Source organism: Rhodovarius sp., from assembly GCF_040399605.1.
GTDB lineage: Bacteria > Pseudomonadota > Alphaproteobacteria > Acetobacterales > Acetobacteraceae > Rhodovarius > Rhodovarius crocodyli_A.
In genome coordinates, this window is the sequence record NZ_JBBARU010000063.1 from 1 (window position 1) to 19597 (window position 19597).

A 19597-nucleotide genomic window follows, 5' to 3' on the forward strand; every position below is an offset into this window, starting at 1 on the left:
AAAGGGCCTCTCGGCCCTTTGCGGATGGGGTTTGGGGAAGGCAGAGCCTTCCCCAGGGGCCGCCAGCGCTACCTCCAACCCGGATTCACCAGCGGCGAGTGCGTGCCCAGTCGTGTCCGGGCAGCGGCGTATTCCTGTGCCAGGCGGTCGACCAGTTGTGCTGTGGGCAGCACGTCTTTGACGGCGCCGATGCCTTGGCCGGAGCCCCAGACGTCTTTCCATTTTTTGACGCGGCCGGAGCCGAAGTTCATGGCGTTTTTGTCGGATTGGTCGAGGTTATCGGGGTCGAGGCCGGCGGCTTGCAGGCTGGGGCGGAGGTAGTTGCCGTGCACGCCGGTGATGAGGTTGGTGTAGACGATGTCTTCGGCGCCGTGGCCGGCGATCATGGCTTTGTATTCGTCGACGGCGCGGGCTTCGTGGGTGGCGATGAAGGCGCTGCCCATATAGGCGAAGTCGGCGCCCATGGCTTCGGCGGCGAGGATGGAGCGGCCATGGGCGATGGCGCCGGAGAGGGCGATGGGGCCGTCGAACCACTCGCGGGTTTCCTGCACCAGGCCGAAGGGTGAGAGGTTGCCGGCGTGGCCGCCGGCGCCGGAGGCCACCAGGACGAGGCCATCGGCGCCTTTCTCGATGGCTTTATGGGCGAAGAATTGGTTGATGACGTCGTGGATGCCGTAGCCGCCATAGGAGTGGATGGCGTCATAGACTTCGTTGCGGGCGCCGAGGCTGCAGATGATGAGTGGTACTTTGTGTTTGACGACCAGTTTGAGGTCTTCTTCGAGGCGGTCGTTGGATTTGTGGACGATGAGGTTGATGGCGAAGGGGGCGGAGGGGCGTTCGGGGTGGGCGGCGTCGTGTGCGGCGAGGCGTTCCTTGATTTCGGAGAGCCATTCGTCGAGTTGTTCGAGTGGGCGGGCATTGAGGGATGGCATGGAGCCGATGATGCCGGAGGTGCATTGCGCCACCACCAGATCGGGCACGGAGATGATGAAGAGCGGCGAGGCGATGACGGGCAGCCGCAGGCGGCCTTGCAGCATGTTGAGCAGGCTCATGGGGCATAACCTTCGGCGAGGGTGACGTGGGAGGTGGTGGCGGCTTCGCGCATGGCCAGCAGCGGCTTGTATTCTTCGCTGAAGTAGAAGCCGCGCAGGGTTGCCATATCGGGGTATTCGAGGATGACGAGGCGGTTGATGCCGGGTTGGCCTTCGAGTGTTTGCAATGGGCCGCCGCGCACGAGGTAGCGGCCGCCGAAGCGTGCCACCATGGGTGCGACCAGGGCGCCGTAGCGGGCGAAGCCTTCGGGGTCATGCACCTCGATATTGGCGATGAGATAGGCGGCCATGGGTTTCCTCGTTTATCGTTGCGGTGAGGCTAGCCTATGGATTTCAGCCGGGGAAGGCGCTTTGCCCTGGCATGGCGCCGCCGCGCAGTGCGCCTGGTGCCACGCTGCCCCATTGCACGCGGTGGCCTTCGGGCAGGGCGCGGGAGAAGGGGGGTGCTATCCAGATGCGCATCAGCACGCGGCGGCCGGCCTCGCCATCGGCATAGGCGGTGCGGCCATGATAGGTGGTGTGCTGGTTGAGGATTTGGATATCGCCCGGTGTGAAGGGGGCTTCGATGCAGAGTTCCTCGGCCAATTGGGCGAGGAGGTCCATGGCTTCGATCTGTGCGGGGGTGAGGGGCGGCACGCCGGGGATGGCGGCGGCCATTTCCACATAGGTGCGGGAATATTGGCTGGTGAAGGCGCCGGTGGGGCCGCGGGAGAAGACTGGCATGGGGAAGACGGCGTCTTCGGGCCTTGATTGTGGGCCTTCCTCATCGGTGGGGCGTTTGCGCCAGAAGTCGCAATAGAGGATTTCGAGTAGGTCGGGGCGGCGGCGGGCGAATTCGTCGTGGATTGCGATGGTGGACACCACGCGAGAAACGCCGCCGGAGATGCCGTTGGAGGCGCAGAGCAGGGCCAGCAGGTCGCATTTGTCGGTGTGGAAGCGCAGCGGGCCGGTGGAGCGGCTGCGGGCGCGGGCGGAGGGGATGCCGTTTTCGATGCTGAGCGCGGCGGCGCCTTCATCCTTGACCTCGCCGATGAATTCGCCGGTGGTGTTTTGCGGCAGGGGCTGGCCCAGATTGGCGCAGAAGCCCCAGAACAGGGTGCGGAGTTGGGCGTGGGTGTAGCGCTCCACCGGCAGGCCGGAGAGGCGGATGATGCCTGCGCCGGTTTCCAGCTCGCGGGCAAGGGTTTCGAGCAGCGGGCGGAGTGCGGGGATGGCAAAGCCCTCGGCGCGCAGGGCGGGGGGGGCGGCGGTGGCGCGGGCTAGGGCTTCGTCGAGTGCTGCGATTTCGAGGCCGAGGAATTTGCGTGGCCAGAAGCCGCGATATTCGAGTTCGCGGCCGCGCCAGGCGGGGGGGCCACCGATGGGGGAGAGCGTGTGGTCCATGGGTGGGGAGGCTCTGCCCGGGCTGGGTTGGGGTCAAGCCTGCGGGTGGATGAGCCGGCCTACATGCCTAGGGCGCGTTTGTAGAGGTCTAGCAGGGTTTCCTGCTCCTCTACCTCGGCTGGTTCCTTTTTGCGCAGGGAGAGGATTTGGCGGAGCACTTTGACGTCGAAGCCGGCGGATTTCGCCTCGGCGAAAATATCCTTGATGTCGGAGGCCAGCGCCTTGCGCTCTTCCTCGAGACGCTCGACGCGCTCGACGATGCTGCGCAGCCGCTCGGCCGCGATGCCGCCGACATCGGGGCCGGCAAGCGTTTCGCCTGGTTTGATGGCCATGAAGAAATCCCCTGAAAACGAGCGAGGTGTTTAGCCGAAGCCGGGGCGGCCGCCCAGGGTGGGGCTTTAGTGGCCCGGGTTTTTGGCGGCGAAGGCGGCTTGCTGCTCGGGCGAGGCCTCTTTTTGGAAGGCGGCCTGCCAGGCCTTGTAGGGCATGCCGTAAATCACTTCGCGCGCGGCGGGGGTTTCCAGCGCCACGCCGGCATCGGCGGCGGCCTCCTGATACCAGCGGCTGGTGCAGTTCCTGCAGAAGCCGGTGAGGTTCATCATGTCGATATTCTGCACATCCGAGCGCTCGCGCAGGTGCTGGACGAGTTTGCGGAAGGCGGCGGCCTCGATGCGGTCGCGCTGCTCGGGGGTGAGTTGGGCGGCGGCGCCGAGGGCGAGATCGGCTTCGGGTTGGACGGGCGGCATGATGGGGCTCCTTTGCCTGCTATGTGCGGGGGAAGGGGGCGCGCATCAAGCGGGCGGGGCTAGGCCAGCGCGGCCAGGGCCCGTGCCGCCACCGTTACCGCGGCCAGATCGGGCACGCTGGCGGCCTCTTCCACCAGCCTTGCCGCCATTTCGGTGCTGGGGGCTTCCGGCTGGCCGGCCAGGTTTGCCGCGGCGAGCCTAGCCTGCGCGGCGGTGATATCGGCCAGCAGCGCCGCCCGCGCCCGATTGCCGAAACTGCCGGAGACGCGGGCCATATTCGCCGCCGCCCGCAGCGCGGGGAGGTGAAAGCGTCTTGCCACCGCCTCCCAGGCTTCGGCGGCGGCCAGGGCGCTGGCGCCGGAGGTGAGGGCCAGGCGCAGAATGGCCGGGGCGGCGGCGAGTTTGGGGGCGGCCGCCAGCGCATCGGCGCCCACGCGGCCATCGAGCAGGGCGGGCAGGCCGGGGGAGAGCGCGGCCAGGGTCTCGCCCAAGGGGGCGGTTTCGGCGAGGAGGGATTGCGCGGCGTTTTCCAGCAGGGCGCGCAGCGCGGCTTGGGTGCAAAGGCGCTCGCTGGCGGGGCGGGGGGCGGCATCGGCCTCGATGGCGGCGTCCTCCAGCCCCAGCAGCGCGCCGGCGAGCCAGATGGCGCGGGCGGCGGCGGCGGGTGTGGCCTCGGCGGTCAGCCGGCCCAGCCCGGCGCAGCCCAGGCGATTGGCCACCTGATTGGCCAGGGCCATGGAAACCAATTCGCGCCGCAGCCGGTGGGTCTCGATATGGCGGGCGAAATTTTCGCGCAGAGCGGGCGGGAAATAGGCCCGCAGCAGCGGCAGGAAGGCTGGGTCATCGGGCAGGTCGCTTTGGCCGATGGCCTCGTTGAGCCAGAGCTTGGCGAAGGGCAGCAGCGAGGCGGCCTCGGGCCGGGTGAGGCCTTTGTTTTCGGCGGCGCGGAGGGTGATGGTCGCGTCATCCGGCAGGCCGGCCTGGGCGCGGTCGAGCAGTTTTGCCTGTTCCAGCCTTGCCATCAGCGCGGCCTGGGCGGGCAGGGCGGCGGCCCCGGCCGCCACTTCGAGCGAGATGGCCAGGGATTGCAGCGCGTTATCCACCAGCACCAGCGCCGCCACGTCATCGGTCATGGTCTTGAGCAGGGCGTCGCGCTGGGTGCGGGTCATGCCGCCCTTTGCTTCCACATCGGCGAGTAGAATTTTGATGTTCACCTCATGATCCGAGGTGGAGACGCCGGCGGCATTATCCAGCGCATCGGTGTTGATCCGCACGCCCTGGCCATTGGCGCCGATTTGCGCGGCCTCGATCCGCCCGGCCTGGGTGACGCCGAGATTGGCACCCTCTCCCACCACCCGGGCGCGGATATCGGCGCCATTGACGCGGATGGTGTCATTGGTGCGGTCGCCCGCCTCGGCCTGGGTTTCGGCACTGGCTTTGATGTAGGTGCCGATGCCGCCGAAATACAGCAGATCCGCCTGCATCCGCAGGATGGCCTGCATGATGGCGGTGGGTTCGTGCCGCGCGCCGGCCAGGCCCAGCATGGCCTGGGCCTCGGGGCTGAGGGTGATGGCTTTGGCTGAGCGGGGGAAGACGCCGCCGCCGGCTGAGATCAGGCCCGAATCATAATCCGCCCAGGAGGAGCGGGGCAGGGCGAAGAGCCTCGCGCGTTCCTCGTAGGCCGCTTCGGGGGGGGTGGGGTCGAGAAAGATGTGGCGGTGGTCGAAGGCGGCGAGCAGCCGGGTTTGCCGTGTGATCAGCAGGCCATTGCCGAAGACGTCGCCTGACATGTCGCCCACGCCGACGCAGGTAAAGGGTTGGGTGAAAATATCGTGGCCCATTTCGGCGAAATGCCGGGCGATCATCACCCAGGCGCCGCGGGCGGTGATGCCCATATGCTTGTGATCGTAGCCGGCACTGCCGCCACTGGCGAAGGCATCGCCCAGCCAGAAATTGTAATCGGCCGAGATGCCATTGGCGATGTCGGAGAAGGTGGCGGTGCCTTTGTCGGCGGCGACGACGATATAGGGGTCATCGCCATCGCGCCTGACCACGGCGGGGGGCGGCAGTACGGTGGTGCCGTCGAGATTATCGGTGATGTCCAACATGCCCTGCACGAGCACGCGGTAGCAGGCGATGCCTTCGGCGAGGAAGGCCTCGCGATTGGCGGCGGGGGGCGGGTTTTTGAGGATGAAGCCGCCCTTGGCGCCGGTGGGCACGATGACGACGTTTTTCAGGCGCTGTGCCTTCATCAGGCTGAGGATTTCGGTGCGGAAATCCTCGCGCCGGTCGGACCAGCGTATGCCGCCGCGTGCCACCGGCCCGGCGCGGAGGTGGCAGCCCTCCATCCGGGCGGAATGGACGAAGATTTCCCGCCAGGGCCGGGGTTCGGGCATATCGCCGGCCTGCAGGCTTTCCAGTTTGAAGGAGAGATAGGCTTTGCGCTGGTGGAAATTGGTCCTCAGCATGGCGTCGAGCACATTGCGCAGCCGGGCCAGGATGCGGTCCTCATCGGGGTTTTCGACGCCATCGAGCAGGGTTTTCCAGGCGGTATCGATGCGCTCTTCGCGGGCGGGGTCGCGCGGCAAGGCAGGGTCGAAGCGGGCGTGAAAAAGGTCCACGAGCAGGCGCGCGGCCTGGGGGTGGGCGCAGAGTGCGGCCTCGACGCTGCCTTGGGAGAAGGCAAAACCCACCTGCTTGGTCCAGCGATACATCGCCCGCAGCAGCCAGCATTCGCGCCAATCGAGTTCGGCGCGGGGGATGAGGCGGTTGAAGCCATCGGCATCGGCCTCGCCGGCCAGCAGGGCGGCGAGGCCGCCGAGCAATTCGTCGAAGCTGGTCTCGGCCGCGCCGGCACCCGCTTCCAGGGTGAAGATATGCAGCACCACCCGGCGGCCATTGGCGAGGGTGAAGTGGTGCGGGGTTTCCTCGATGGCGCGCAGGTCCAGGCTTTCGAAGAGCGGCATTGTATCAGCGAGCGGCAGGGGGCCGCCGATATTGACCAGGCGCAGCTGGACCATGCGCGCATCGCTGCCCGGTGGGCGGAGGAAGGCCATGGCGGGGCGGTTTTGCGCCAGCGCCTCTTCGGCCAGGGCGATATCGGCGAGCGCCTGGCTGGCGGTGATGCGCTCGCGATAGCCGGGCGGGAAGGCCTGGGCCCAGAGCGCCATGGTGGCGGCGGCCTGCGCCTCGCCACGCGCCTGTAGCAGGGCATCGGCCACGCGGTCGGCGAAGCTGCGGGCCATTTCGCAGACCAGCGCTTCCAGCGCGCCGGCATCGACCTGGGCGGGGTGCATCGGGTCGGTGCCGATGATGTAGTGGATTCGGGCGAGGGGGGTGTCGCCGAGGGCGATGTAAAAGGCGGAGAGGCGGCCGCCATGGGCGCGGGCGAGAAGCTCGGCCACCTGGCTGCGCAGATGGGTGTCGAAATTCTCCCGCGGCAGCCAGACAATGGCGGAGACGAAGCGGCCGAAGGGGTCTGGCCGCAGCACCATGGCGGTGCGGGGCATCAAAGCGAGGTCAAGGGCGCGGCGGGCGCCATGCAGGATTTCCGCCTCGCTGGCCTGGAAGAGTTCATCGCGCGGCCAGGTGTCGAGGATATTGCGCAGGGCTCGGCCATCATGGCTGCCGGGGGCGACGCCCGAGGCGGCCAGCACCCGCTCCACCTTGGCGGCCAGCATGGGGATGGAGCGCGGGTTGCGATTATAGGCGCCGGCGGCGAAGAGGCCGAGGAAGAGGCGGATGCCGAGCACCGCGCCATCCTCGGCGAAGATCCGCACCGCGATCACATCGGCATGCTGGGTGCGGTGGACGGTGCTGCGCATATTCGCCTTGGCGACGGAGATGGGCAGGCGTTCCAGCAGCCCGCCGCGCGCTGCCTCGGGCAGGGCTGCGAGGTCACGCAGCGCGTCGAAGACCGGCAGGGTGGGGTTGCGCAGCAGGCCCAGCCCGGCCTCGGCGCGGAAGCCCGTGCCATCGACCATCAGGCGGCGATGGCCGAGCAGGACGAAATTATCCTCGGCCAACCAGGCGAGGAAGGCGCGCGGGTCGCCTTCGAGCCCGGCCTCGGCGCCGCGCAGCTCCGCCAGCATGGGGGCGAAATCCGCGACCGCAGCGCGCACATCGGCCAGGGTGGCGGCGATGAGGGCCTCGGTCTGGCCGGTGGCGGCATCGGTATTGGCGAAGCTGATGCGCATCATGCTCTCGCGCAATGGCCCCTCGCCCATGGCTTGGAGGGTGCCATCTTCGGCGCGGGTGACGGGCAGCACCGGGTGCAGCACCTGGCGCAGCTTGCGGCCATGATGGGCGAGGGCGGCGAGCACGCTATCGACCAGGAAGGGCATGTCATCGGTGATGATCTCGACCACCGGATGGGGGAAGCGGCCGGCGGGGAGGACGCGGATGCGGGCCTCGCCGGGCAGGCGGTGCTGGGCGAGGCCGGCGAGGGAGACGACCATGGCGGCGAGTTCATCGGGCGCTATGGCGGCCATTTCGGCCAGCGGAATACCGGCGAGGAGGGGACGGAGCAGGGCCAGGGGGGCATCCATGCCCGAAGGCAGGGCGGCGGCGGCAAGGCGCAGGGCCTCCTCGCGCACCGGGTCAGGCAGGGTGGTGTGATTGTGGTCTGGCATGGACGGCCCTCCAGAGGCGGTGCTTGGCGGCATCATCGGCCAAGTCGTGGACGGACAACAAGAAATTTCCGTGAAGCCGTTCATGCTTTGGTCATGATCATCCGCTAAAACGGCCAATGGGGCGCAGGATGTGGCCCCTGGATTGCTGCGCGGGAGGGCAATACGCCGTGGCCCGCGTGACGCTGCCTGGCAGGGGAGCGAGATTTTATCCTCCGGCCCCTGACGCGGGAGTGATGGCGGGCGCGGCTTGGTGCTAATACTATGGCTATGAACCTCGCAGAGCTTCTCGCCCCGGTCTCGCCCGAGACATTCTTCGCCGAGTATCACGACAAGCAGCCTTTGCATGTCAAAGGTGGTGCGGCGAAATTCGCCGCCGTGCTGGGTTGGCGCGGCATCAACCGGCTGCTGGATATGACCCATGCCTGGTCCAGCCAGTCGCTGAAGCTGTATCTGGACGGCACGCCCATCCCGGCCGAGCAATATTGCGTCTCCGCCCTCTCGCGCGATGCGCAGACGCTGATGCAGCCCGATGCGGCCAAGTTGGCGCAGCATATCGCCCGGGGCTGCTCGGTGGTGATGAATGATGTGGATAGCCTCACGCCCGGCCTGGCTGGGGTTTCGGCGGCGCTGGAGGGGGCGGGGCTGGGGAAGGCCCAGGCCAATGTCTATATCTCCTGGCAGAGCCATAAGGCGTTTCCTGCGCATTACGACACGCATGATGTCTGGGCCGTGCAGGTGGAGGGCGAGAAGACCTGGAATATCTGGGAGGGCCGGGCGGAATGGCCGATCTCCCACCCTGTCTTCCGCAGCCAGGACCAGGCGCATCACGAACAGGCCAAGGGCAGGCTGCGGGAGAAGGTGCTGCTGAAGACGGGTGATCTGCTCTATCTGCCGCGCGGCTGGTATCATGATGCCCTGGCGGAGGCGCCGGCCTCGGTTCATGTTGCCTATGGCGCGCATGCGGTGCTGGGGATGGATGTGATGAACATCCTGATGGAGCGGGTGCTGTATGAGACCAGCTTCCGCCAGCCTTTGCCGCGGCAGGATGGCTCGGCGGCGGCCAAATTCGCCCTGACCCAGCGTGTGGGGCAGATGGGTGCCAAGCTGGCCGAATTGGCGCGTGACCCCAAGGTGCTCTCGGTGATTGAGGGCTTTATCGCCGGGCATCGCTTTCATCGCGGCGGCAATGATCTTTTGGCGGCGCGGGGGCTGATGGCGCCGGCGGCACCGGCGGGGGATGCCGAGGCGCTGGGCTTTCGGGTGATCGCCGCGGGGGCGCGGCCGGTGCGGCGCGGCGCTGAATGGGTGCTCAAGACCGAGGGCGGTGCTCTGGCCCTGGCGCCGGCCGAGGCCGAGGCGGCGGGCTGGCTGCTGGCCCGGCCGGATGTGACCGAGGCGGAGTTGCAGGTGGCCTATCCGGCGGTGGATGCCAAGGCGCTGCTGGCCCGTCTGGCCGGTGCTGGCCTGGTATTGGCCGGCTGATGCGCCTCATCCTGCCGCTGCTGCTGGCGATGGCACTGCCGGCTGCGGGGCAGATTCGCCCCTTCAATTGCGTGGGCGCGGCCGAGTTGGAGGATGATCATTTCGCCATTGGCTTTGCCCCCCGCTCGGCCAGGCTCGGCGAAGAGGCGCGCAGCCCGCTTGCGGCGGCGGCGGAACTGGCCCGGCAGGCGCCGGAGCGCAATATCTGCGTGCTCGGCCATGCGCTTTCCTCCGAGGGGGGCGCGACCACCGGCCAGCGCCTGGCCGCCGCCCGGGCGCGCGCGGTGGCGCTGGAACTGGCCCAGCTTGGCATTGAACGCGACCGGGTGCGGGCGGAGGCCCGGGTGGCCGGCTTTACCCGCAGCACCGCCGCCCGGCCGGGGCGTGGCGCCACCATCATCATTCTGCCGTGACGGCAGGCTGGTTTGCGAGAATGCTGGACGGCAGCGCTGTTGCCACGGCATGTTAGAGGCGTTTCGGCGACAGCGAAGACGGTGAAACGGTTCTGGTTTTTGTTTTTACGCATTTTCCGAGTCGGCTTGCGAAGCCGCAAGGCTTGAAAATGCTCTCAGCGCCACGATCAATGAGGTTAAGCATGCGCCGCCATCTGGGTTCCATCCTCGCCGTCACGCTGCTGGTGCTGCCCATGGCGGCGGCTCTGGCGCAGAAGCCCTCTGGCAGCCCCTCTGGCAGCCCCTCTGGCAGCCCGCCGCCAGCCCCGCCCAATCGCACGGCGCCGCCGGCGGATCGTCAATTGAACCTGATCAACCGCACCGATACGGCGATTCGCCAGGTTTTTGTTTTTGCCCAGGGCCAGGCCGGGCGAGGTGAGGGGCCGGACCGGCTGGGCACCGATATGCTGCCCGCCGGCCAGCGCTATACCCTTCGCCTGGGCCGCGTGACGCCCTGCCAGCAGCAACTGCGCGCGGTGTGGGAGGATGCGACGGAGGAGATTGTGGCCTTCGATGTTTGCCGGCAGCAGGAACTCACCCTGACCGATGAGCGCCGGCGCGACATTCAGGTGGTGAATGACACCGACAACCAACTGATGCAGATCTTCATTTTCGAGCGTGGCAGCCAGGAGCCGGGGCCGGATAGGCTGGGCGCGGCGACGGTGGCGCCGAGTGACAGTTTTCGCCTGCGCCTGCGCGGTTTCGCGGCTTGTCAGGTGACGGTGCGTGCCGCCTTCCAGGGGGCCGAGGCTGAGACGAGGCAGGCCGATATCTGCGCCGAGCCGCGGCTCTCCTTTGGTGATTCTACCATTCCGCTGCGCGAGGTGACGGTGACCAACCGCAGTGCGGTGACGCTGCAAAGCCTCTATGCCAGCCGCACGCCGAATTGGGGCGCGGATCGGCTGGGGGCGGCGGTGCTGCAGCCGGGGCAGAGTTTCCCGCTGCGGGTGCGCTCGGGCGAGTGCCAGTTTCGGCTGCGCGCGGTGTTCCAGGACCGCCGCGAGGAGCTGCGCGAGGCGGTGGATATCTGTGGCGGCCAGCCGATTATTTTTCAGGGCGCGCGGCGCATGGCGCTGGGATCGGTCTATGAGCGGGCGATCACCGGGATTTATCTCTCGCCGGTGGAGAGCGGCGATTGGGGCGGGAACCAGATTTCCGCCCCCCTGGGCAGTGGCGGCACGGCCGAGATCAGCATGGATGGCGATTGCCAGGCCGATTTGCGCATCGTCTTCGACAATAATGCCGCCGAGGAGCTGCGGGGCTTTGACATGTGCCGCAATGCGGCCATCACCCTGCGGCCGGGCTGGGTGACGGAGGCCAGGCCGTGAAACCTCGCCGGGGGGGCTTTCCAAGTGGCGGCTGCGGACCAAACTGAGGTGGCATGAGCGATATATCCCAAGATTCTGCAGGCGCGCTGAAGGCACGCATTTTTGATGGCCTGTTTGCGGTGGTGGCCGAGCAGGGCTGGCGCGGCACCACGCTGTCGCGCATTGCCGCGGCCTCTGGCGTCTCGCTGGGGGAGATGCGCGGCTTTGCCTCCTGCCCGGAGGGGATCATGCTGCGCTACACCGCCATGGTGGACAGGTTGGTGCTGGATGGCACCATCCCCACTGAAGGTGAGACGGCGCGCGACAGGCTGTTTGACGTGCTGATGCGCCGGCTGGATGCGATGCAGCCGCACCGCGAGGGCATTCTGCGCTTCATGAAGGACTTGCCCTTCCATCCTTTCCTGGTGCTGAGCCTGGGGGCGGCGATGGAGCGCAGCATGGGTTGGATGCTGGAGGCGGCGGGGCTGGATTCGCATGGGCCCGCCGGCTTGGCGCGGATCAAGGGGCTGACGGCGGTGTGGGTCTATACGCTGCGGGCATGGCTGAAGGATGACAGCGCGGATCTCGCCGCCACCATGGCGGCGCTGGACCGGGCGCTGGACCGTGCCGACCAGGTGGCGCGCAGCCTGGACCCTGCCGCCCAGCGCAAGCCGGCCGAGGCTGCTGAACCAGATGTGATGACGGATTGATTTCGCTGTTATGTTGCGGTGCAGCAAAATCTTTTGACGTGGGCCGCCGGGGGGGCTAAGGGTTTGTCACTCTTAACCCTGCAAGGATTTTTTCCATGGCCAGCCCGCAAGACGAATTCATGAAGCTGTTCTCCGAGTTCAAGATGCCCGCGATGCCCGATATGTCGGCCTTCGCTGAGGCGCAGAAGCGCAATATCGAGGCGCTGACCGCCGCCAATAAGCTGGCCATGGAAGGCGCGCAGGCCGTTGCCCGCCGCAACATGGAAATCATGCAGCAGTCGATGGCTGAGATGAGCGAAGCGGTGCAGAGCATGGCGAGCCAGGAGGCCCCGGCCGCCAAGGCCGCCCGCCAGGCCGAGATGATGAAGGCTGCCTATGAGAAGGCGGTGGCCAATATGCAGGAGATCAGCGAGCTGATTCAGAAGTCCAATGGCGAAGCGCTGGGCGTGCTGAATGCCCGCTTCACCGCAGCGATGGAAGAAGTGAAGGGCCTGGTCGTCAAGGCCTGACCGGAAACGATCCGGAAGGCCCCCCGGGCCTTCCGGCATTCCTCCCCGCTATCCTGGGGGTGTGACAGGGGGCTTTCCTGTTACCCCCCGGGGGGGACGCGTAAAAAATACGGTTGAGGGCAAAATTCCTCTTGCAGCCCCAGCCCCCTGCGCGTAATAAGCGCGCAGACGCAGTACGCACGTGCCCCTGGCCCCAGGCCCACGGGTTGGCTCTTTAGGCCAACACCGCGGCGCAAGGTTTACGCAACGACGTCAAGTGTTCTGGCAACCCCGGTCCGCGCAAGTGGGTCGGTTTCTATTTGGTCGCTGGTTCGTTCGACCGTTCGTCAACTTGGGGGCCACCCGGCTGAAGCCGGGCCCGGTTCCTTTTGAATTGGAAGGGGTATTGCGATGACCGATAAGGTTGCTCGCTTTCTCGCTGAAACTGTTCCCGCCACGCCTTGCCTCGTGCTGGATGTGGACCGGGTTGCCGAGAATTATCGGCGGCTGCAGACGGCCTTGCCCCTGGCGCGGATCTATTATGCGGTGAAGGCCAATCCAGGCGCGCCGATTCTGGAGCGGCTGACCGGGCTGGGCTCCTTCTTTGATGCCGCCTCCTGGCAGGAGGTGCAGATGTGCCTCGAGGCCGGTGCCGATCCGTCGCGCGTCAGCTATGGCAATACCATCAAGAAAGAGCGCGATATTGCCGCGGCCTATGCCGCTGGCGTGCGGATGTTCGCCTTTGATAGCGAGGCGGAGCTGCGCAAGCTGGCGCGCTCGGCCCCTGGTGCGCGCGTTTATTGCCGCGTCTTCGTGGAAAACGAGGGTGCGGAATGGCCGCTGAGCAAGAAATTCGGCTGTGAGGCCGAGATGGCGAAGACGCTGATGGTGCTGGCCGGTGAACTCGGGCTCGACGCTTTCGGCATCTCCTTCCATGTCGGCAGCCAGCAGACCGGCACGGCGCCTTACAAGACCGCCATCGCCAAGGTGGGCATGCTGTTCTCTGACCTGGAGGCGGCTGGCGTGAAGCTGCGCATGGTCAATCTCGGCGGTGGCTACCCGGTGCGCTACAAGTCGGAAGTGCCGGAGATCGAGGAGATCGGCGCTGCCATCATGGGTGCGATGGCCGAGCATTTCGGCAATGCGCTGCCGGAGATCGTGATCGAGCCTGGCCGCTTCCTGGTGGCCGATGCCGGGACGGTGGTGGCTGAGGTCGTGCTGGTCTCCCGCAAGGGTGAGGCTGACCCGGTGCGTTGGGTGTATCTCGATATTGGCCGCTTTGGTGGCCTGGCCGAGACTGAGGGCGAGGCGATCCGCTATGCCTTCCGCACGCCGCATGATGGCACGCCCGAAGGCCCGGTGACGATTGCGGGGCCGACCTGCGACAGCGTGGATACGCTGTATGAGAAGTCCAACTACCGGCTGCCCGAGGCGCTGGCGGATGGGGACCGGGTGGAGATTCTCTCCACCGGTGCTTACGTCACCACCTATGCCAGCCAGAAGTTCAATGGCTTCGCGCCGCTGGCTGAGCACTACATCTGATTGATCCGCGCGGGGTTTGCTGCCCCGCGCGCCAGATTCCCATCCGGGCCTTCGGTGCTGCCTCTGCGTGGCGCTGGTGGCTGCTGCCATGTCGTGTTTCCGCTCCGGATACTCCGTCACTGCGGTGACGGGCCTTCCGTGGCCGTGCTCGCACGCGCCCTTTGGGCGAGAGAAACCTTCGGCGTGGTGGTGATTGGCCCGCCCGGATGGGCTGTCCTGGCCGGTGAGCATGGCATTCTGCCCTGTCTCGCCGGCCAGCCCAGGAGCATGTTTCCCTAAACCAGAAAAAACCGGATAGAATACGGCCATGGACGAGATCGACCGAAAAATTGCCATCGCCGTGCAGCAGGATGGTGCGGCGGGGCTGGCGGAACTGGCGAAGATTGCGGGGCTTTCCGTCTCCGCCACCGCTGAGCGGCAGAAGCGGCTGGAGGAGCGGGGCGTCATCATCGGCTGGCATGCCCGGCTGGACCCGACCGAGGCGGGCTGCCCGTTGCTGGCTTTTGTGCGCCTGGCGCTGAAGCCTGGGGCGGCTGATATCGCGTTTCGTGCGGCCATGGCGGCGCATGAGGCGGTGCTGGAATGCCACCATGTGACGGGCAATTGGAGCTATCTGGTGAAACTGCGGCTGGCCAATATGCCGGCGCTGGAGGAGTTTGTTTCGGCTGAATTGCGCACCTTGCCGGGGCTGGAGCGGCTGGCGGTGGATGTGGCGTTGTCTTCGATCAAGGAGACCAGCCTGCTGCCGGTGGCGCCGGAGGATGAGGAGGGGGACGAGTAGCGCGCCATGGAAGCTGAACGCCTCGAGATTCTCGTCATTGTCGATAATGTGCTGGATATGCTCTCCAGCACGCCGCGCTTTGTGCAGCGGGAGACCCAGGTGCTGCGCCGCTTTGGCATGACGCGCACGGCGGGCGAATGCCTGTGCTTTGCCAGCCATGGCCTCTCGCTGCTCATCACCGCGCATGGGCCGGGCGGGCCGCGCAGCATGCTGTTCGATGGTGGGCCGGTGGATATGTCCATGGCCCGCAACGCGCCGCGGCTGGGGGTGAATTTTGCCGGCATCGACGCGATGATGCTCAGCCATGGCCATTGGGACCATGCGGGCGGGCTGCCGCAGGCGCTGTCGATGCTGCCAGAGGGCAAGCGGGTGCCGCTGTATTTGCATCCGGGCATGTTCGCCGAGCGGGGGATGCGCCAATCTGATGGCGGCGTGCTGCCGATGGACCCGGTGCCTACCCCGGCGGGTTGGGCGGCGATGGGGGCTGATCCGGTGGTGAGCGCTGAGCCGTTGAGCGTGCTGGATGGGTTGTTCCAAATCAGCGGCGAAATTCCCCGGGTGACGGGGTATGAGCGCGGCCTGCCCGGCCAGGTGGCGCGCGCCGATGACACCGCCCCCTGGGTCGCCGATGAATTGCTGATGGATGAGCGGTTTCTGGCGGTGCGGCTGAAGGGCAAGGGGTTGGTCATCTTCTCCGCCTGCTCGCATGCCGGGGTGGTGAATGTGCTGCATGAGGCCCGCCGGCTCTTTCCGGGTGAGAGGCTGCATGCGGTGATGGGCGGGTTTCACCTCTCGGGCGAGAATGAGGCGATCATCCCGCAGACGGTGCGCGACCTGGGTGGCTTTGGGCTGGAGCTGATCATTCCGGCGCATTGCACCGGCTGGCGGGCGGTCAATGCGCTGGAGCGTGCCTATGGCGAGCCCGTGGTGGTGCCCGCTGCCGTGGGCAAGCTGTTCACCCTGTAATCCTACCCCCCCCTGTGGCGCGGCCTGTGCAAGTCTGATACCCGAGGCGTGATGAGCCATGTTCTGGAATTCGAAAAGCCGATCGCCGAGCTGGAAGGCAAGGTCGAGGAACTCCGCCGGGCGGCCTATGCAGGCAGCATCGACCTCGCCGAGGAGGTGGGCAAGCTGCAGGACAAGGCGCAGAAGTTGCTCGCCGCGACCTATGCCAAGCTGACCCCCTGGCAGAAGGCCCAGGTGGCGCGCCACCCGGAACGGCCCAAGGCGCTGGATTACATTGCCAGCCTGATCGATGGTTTTGTGCCGCTCGCTGGTGACCGGGCCTTTGGTGATGATGCGGCGGTGATTGGCGGGCTGGGGCGGTTTCGTGGCCGCGCGGTGGCTGTGCTGGGCACCGAGAAGGGGCGCGACACCGAAACCCGGGTGAAGCATAATTTTGGCATGGCGAAGCCCGAGGGTTATCGCAAGGCGCGGCGTATTATTGAATTGGCCGGGCGGTTTGGCCTGCCGGTTCTCAGCTTTGTCGATACCTCCGGCGCTTTTCCCGGCATTGAGGCGGAGGCGCGCGGCCAGGCCGAGGCGATTGCGCGTTCCATCGAGGCGGGGCTGGAGGCGCCGGTGCCCTTCATTGCCACCATCATTGGCGAGGGCGGCTCGGGCGGGGCCATTGCGCTGGCGGCGGCGGATCGGGTTTTGATGCTTGAGCACGCGATATACAGCGTGATCAGCCCCGAGGGTTGTGCCTCCATTCTCTGGCGTGATGCGGCCATGGCGCCAACGGCGGCCGAGGCGCTGAAACTCACCGCTGAGGATCTGAAGAAACTCGGGCTGATCGATACCGTTGTGGCCGAGCCGCTGGGCGGTGCGCATCGTTCCCCGGCCGAGGCGATGTTGAGCGTGAGCCGGGCGATCTGGGCCGCGCTGGAGCCGCTGCTGGAACAGGATGGCGCGACGCTGCGCATCCGGCGGCGGGAGAAATTCCTGGATATGGGCCGCAGCGGAATCGCCTGATGGATCAGCATAGCCGGGGGCAGACCCTCTCGCCCTATCATGAATTGATGGGCATGCAGGTGGTGCATTGGGAGGATGGGCTGGCCCGGCTGGAATGCCGCCTGGTGCCGGCCCATGCCAATCGCGGTGGCATTGCCCATGGCGGGGTGATGCTGTCGATGCTTGATCAGGCTGGGGCCTTTGCCGGGCTGTGGTGCCCCCATCCGGGGCGCAAGCGCAGCGCGGTGACGCTGGACCTGGATTGCCGCTTCACCGGCCAGGCGAAGATTGGCTCGCTGCTGATTGCCGAGGGGCGGATTGCGACGGCCGGGCGCAATGTGTTTTTCGCCAAATCCGAGGTGCGGGATGAGACGGGCGCGCTGATTGCCTTTGGCGCCAGCACGCATCGCTATCGCAGCGGCTCCGGCGATCCGATGGGCGTGCCGATTCAGGGCTGATATCGCTTCGGCTGCGCGCCGGCGCTATGATGGCGCCATGAACGCGCTGCCCGACCTCGCTGCCGAAGCCCTCAATGCCGCCGCCCAAGCCGCGCGCGCTGCCTGCGTGCCGCTGGCTGCCGCGCCGCGGGCGCAGAAGGATAAGGCGCTGCTGGCCGCCGCCGCCGCCATTCGCGCCGCCGGGCCGAGAATTCTGGCGGCGAATACCGAGGATCTGATGGCGGCGGAGAATCTGTCGCCCGCCTTTCAGGACCGTTTGACCCTCACCCCCGCGCGGATCGAGGCGATGGCCCGTGGGGTGGAGGAGGTGGCCGCGCTGGAGGACCCCGCCGGGAGGGTGCTGGCGGAATGGAGCCGGCCCAATGGGCTGCGCATCCGCCGCGTGGCGCAACCCATTGGCGTGATCGGCATGGTGTTTGAAAGCCGGCCGAATGTGCTGGCCGATGCCGGGGCGCTCTGCCTGAAATCGGGCAATGCGGTGATTTTGCGTGGCGGGCGGGAGAGTGTGCGCTCGGTCAGCGCCATTCATGCCGCAATGCTGGCGGGGTTGCAGGCGGCTGGGCTGCCGGAGGGCTGCATTCAGGTGGCGCCGAATGCCGACCGCGCCTTTGTGGGCGCCATGCTGCAGGCGGCGGGGTTGATCGACCTCATCATTCCGCGCGGCGGCAAGGGGCTGGTGCAGCGGGTGCAGGCGGATAGCCGGGTGCCGGTGCTCGCCCATGCCGAGGGGCTTTGCCACACCTATATCCATGCCGCGGCCGCGCCTGGGATGGCGCGCGCCATCCTGGCCAATGCCAAGATGCGCCGCACCGGGGTATGTGGCTCGACCGAGACGCTGTTGATCGATGCGGCCATTGCGCCGGGGCTGCTGCCGCTGCTGGTGGCGGATCTGGCGGAATTGGGCTGCCGCTTTTTGGGCGATGCGCGCGCCCGGGCGATCTGCCCGGAACTTGGCGCGGCAAGCGAAGAATCCTTCCACACCGAATGGCTGGACAGCGTGCTGAACATTGCCGTGGTGGATGGGGTGGCGGCGGCACTCGACCATATCCGCCGCTTTGGCACCGAACACACCGAGGCGATTGTGACCGAGGATGCGGCGGCGGCGGAGCAATTCCTCAATGGCCTCGCCTCGGCGGTGGGGATGTGGAACGCCTCCACCCAATTCTGCGATGGCGGGGAATTTGGGTTTGGTGCGGAGATCGGCATCGCCACCGGCCGGATGCATGCGCGCGGGCCGGTGGGGTTGGAGCAGCTTTGCACCTATCGCTATCAGGTGATTGGTACGGGGCAGGTGCGGGCTTAACTGGCGGCTCAGACGATCATGGCCGGGGGACATGATCGAGGGGCTTTGCCCCTCGATCACCCCAGCAGCGTCAACATGTATGGCGACGAGTTTCCTGCACCTTCGTTGGATTATTTTCAAATATTCGAAGGTCCGGGAAGATTGTCGATATCTATGTCGATGCTGGTGGGAGAGGGCGATAGGGCGAACGCCATCAGCGGTTTTCGGCCATTTGTCAGGCGGCTTTGCAACTGCTGCGGCGCATGGCTAGCATCGCCCGAATAATGGGAGGTATCACCATGCGCTATGAGAACCTGCTGGCCGAACCCGTCAGCGTGAGCTTGCGCACGCGTTGATCGGCGGCGATAGGCGAAGGGCCCGCATCGGCCTGCTGGGCGGCAGTTTCAACCCGGCGCATGAGGGGCACCGGCATGTGGCGCGCCTGGCGCTGCGGGCGCTGGGGTTGGATGCGGTCTGGCTCATGGTCTCGCCGGGCAATCCGCTGAAGCCGGCGCTGGGCATGATGCCCTTTGCGCAGCGGCTGGCCTCGGCGCGGGCGGTGGCGGCGCCGCCGCGCATTATCGCCAGCGATATTGAGGCGCGGCTTGGCACCCGCATCACTTGGCAGACGCTGGAAGGGCTGCGCCGGCGGTTTCCGCGGGTGGCGTTTGTGCTGATCATCGGCGCCGATAATCTGGTGCAATTGCCGCGTTGGAATCGCTGGCGGCAGCTGGTGGCCGGCACGCGGCTGGCGATTTTGCCGCGCCCGGGCAGCACGCGCCAGGCGCTGGCGGGGCGGGCGGCGGCGGTGCTGCGGCGGCATCGGCGGCGGCCGGCGGCGCTCTTCGCCCCCGCACGGCATGCGCCCTGGTGCTTTGTGGCGGCGCCGCTGCATGGCGCATCGGCCACGGCGATTCGGGAAGAGTGGCGCAAACGGCCGAATTCTGGCAGTGAGCGCTGAGACAAGGAGCCTGCCATGGCCCGCACGCCGAAAACATCCCCCAGCCCCGAGGCTGAACAACCGCGCCGAGTGCCGAAAGCGAAGGCCGCATCGGCTAAGCCTCCTGCCACGAAGCTGCCGGCGCGCGCCGTTGCGAAGCCTGCGGCCACGAAGCCGGTGGCTGAGAAAGCTCCGGCCCGCGCTGCAGCCGCCAAGCCGGTTGCGGCGAAGGCCGCGCCCGCCCGTGCTGCGGCGAAGCCTGCTGCTACGAAGCCGGTGGCCACGAAGCCGGTGGCTGAGAAGGCTCCGGCCCGCGCTGCAGCCGCCAAGCCGGTTGCGGCGAAGGCCGCGCCCGCCCGTGCTGCGGCGAAGCCTGCTGCTACGAAGCCG

19 protein-coding genes are annotated in these 19597 nt (G+C 67.1%); 13 read left to right on the forward strand and 6 right to left on the reverse strand.

What is annotated here, in order from left to right; all coding sequences use genetic code 11:
- Positions 1–68: 68 nt before the first annotated feature.
- From ABWP84_RS14285 to ABWP84_RS14310, 6 genes are all read right to left on the reverse strand, one after another.
- Positions 69–1052, reverse strand: a complete 984-nt coding sequence (locus ABWP84_RS14285) for a nitronate monooxygenase family protein (protein WP_353212710.1) — start codon at positions 1050–1052, stop codon at positions 69–71.
- Positions 1049–1342 (reverse strand): DUF1330 domain-containing protein, encoded by a 294-nt coding sequence (locus ABWP84_RS14290; RefSeq protein ID WP_353212711.1) that lies wholly within the window; start codon positions 1340–1342, stop codon positions 1049–1051. Before ABWP84_RS14290 ends, ABWP84_RS14285 begins: the two co-directional genes overlap by 4 nt.
- 43 nt (positions 1343–1385) lie before the next feature.
- Entirely contained in the window at positions 1386–2435 is a 1050-nt protein-coding gene (locus ABWP84_RS14295; RefSeq protein WP_353212712.1) for a TauD/TfdA family dioxygenase, read from the reverse strand.
- A 59-nt stretch (positions 2436–2494) separates the two neighbouring features.
- The gene (locus ABWP84_RS14300) at positions 2495–2767 is read right to left on the reverse strand and encodes a DUF2312 domain-containing protein (protein ID WP_353212713.1); all 273 of its coding nucleotides are present in this window, start codon (positions 2765–2767) and stop codon (positions 2495–2497) included.
- 66 nt (positions 2768–2833) lie between these two features.
- Complete coding sequence (locus tag ABWP84_RS14305) at positions 2834–3181, reverse strand: DUF1244 domain-containing protein (RefSeq protein WP_353212714.1); 348 nt, start codon at positions 3179–3181, stop codon at positions 2834–2836.
- A 59-nt stretch (positions 3182–3240) separates the two neighbouring features.
- Positions 3241–7812: an NAD-glutamate dehydrogenase domain-containing protein gene (locus ABWP84_RS14310; protein WP_353212715.1), complete on the reverse strand. Its 4572-nt coding sequence runs from the start codon at positions 7810–7812 to the stop codon at positions 3241–3243.
- Positions 7813–8079: 267 nt separating this feature from the next.
- On the opposite strand from ABWP84_RS14310, the gene ABWP84_RS14315 reads away from it, so the two are divergent.
- The 13 genes from ABWP84_RS14315 to ABWP84_RS14375 all read left to right on the forward strand — a co-directional run.
- Positions 8080–9294 carry a JmjC domain-containing protein gene (locus ABWP84_RS14315; protein ID WP_353212716.1) on the forward strand — a complete coding sequence of 405 codons (1215 nt, stop codon included), beginning with the start codon at positions 8080–8082 and terminating at the stop codon, positions 9292–9294.
- Entirely contained in the window at positions 9294–9707 is a 414-nt protein-coding gene (locus ABWP84_RS14320; protein WP_353212717.1) for an OmpA family protein, read from the forward strand. Before ABWP84_RS14315 ends, ABWP84_RS14320 begins: the two co-directional genes overlap by 1 nt.
- Before the next feature lie 182 nt (positions 9708–9889).
- The gene (locus ABWP84_RS14325) at positions 9890–11074 is read left to right on the forward strand and encodes a hypothetical protein (RefSeq protein ID WP_353212718.1); all 1185 of its coding nucleotides are present in this window, start codon (positions 9890–9892) and stop codon (positions 11072–11074) included.
- A gap of 53 nt (positions 11075–11127) precedes the next feature.
- The gene (locus ABWP84_RS14330) at positions 11128–11763 is read left to right on the forward strand and encodes a TetR family transcriptional regulator (protein ID WP_353212719.1); all 636 of its coding nucleotides are present in this window, start codon (positions 11128–11130) and stop codon (positions 11761–11763) included.
- Between the two features lie 95 nt (positions 11764–11858).
- Complete coding sequence (locus tag ABWP84_RS14335) at positions 11859–12272, forward strand: TIGR01841 family phasin (protein WP_353212720.1); 414 nt, start codon at positions 11859–11861, stop codon at positions 12270–12272.
- 390 nt (positions 12273–12662) lie between these two features.
- Positions 12663–13793, forward strand: coding sequence for a type III PLP-dependent enzyme (locus tag ABWP84_RS14340; RefSeq protein ID WP_353212721.1), 1131 nt, complete (start codon positions 12663–12665; stop codon positions 13791–13793).
- A gap of 307 nt (positions 13794–14100) precedes the next feature.
- Positions 14101–14574, forward strand: coding sequence for an Lrp/AsnC family transcriptional regulator (locus tag ABWP84_RS14345; protein ID WP_353212722.1), 474 nt, complete (start codon positions 14101–14103; stop codon positions 14572–14574).
- Positions 14575–14580: 6 nt separating this feature from the next.
- Positions 14581–15540, forward strand: coding sequence for an MBL fold metallo-hydrolase (locus ABWP84_RS14350; RefSeq protein ID WP_353212723.1), 960 nt, complete (start codon positions 14581–14583; stop codon positions 15538–15540).
- 51 nt (positions 15541–15591) lie between these two features.
- Positions 15592–16548 (forward strand): acetyl-CoA carboxylase carboxyltransferase subunit alpha, encoded by a 957-nt coding sequence (locus ABWP84_RS14355; protein ID WP_353212724.1) that lies wholly within the window; start codon positions 15592–15594, stop codon positions 16546–16548.
- The gene (locus ABWP84_RS14360) at positions 16548–16985 is read left to right on the forward strand and encodes a PaaI family thioesterase (RefSeq protein WP_353212725.1); all 438 of its coding nucleotides are present in this window, start codon (positions 16548–16550) and stop codon (positions 16983–16985) included. The genes ABWP84_RS14355 and ABWP84_RS14360 overlap by 1 nt, the downstream gene beginning before the upstream one ends.
- Before the next feature lie 37 nt (positions 16986–17022).
- Positions 17023–18288: a glutamate-5-semialdehyde dehydrogenase gene (locus ABWP84_RS14365; protein WP_353212726.1), complete on the forward strand. Its 1266-nt coding sequence runs from the start codon at positions 17023–17025 to the stop codon at positions 18286–18288.
- Between the two features lie 331 nt (positions 18289–18619).
- Positions 18620–19228 carry a nicotinate-nucleotide adenylyltransferase gene (locus ABWP84_RS14370; protein ID WP_353212727.1) on the forward strand — a complete coding sequence of 203 codons (609 nt, stop codon included), beginning with the start codon at positions 18620–18622 and terminating at the stop codon, positions 19226–19228.
- 15 nt (positions 19229–19243) lie between these two features.
- On the forward strand, positions 19244–19597 hold a 354-nt coding region (locus ABWP84_RS14375), incomplete at its 3' end, for a hypothetical protein (RefSeq protein ID WP_353212728.1).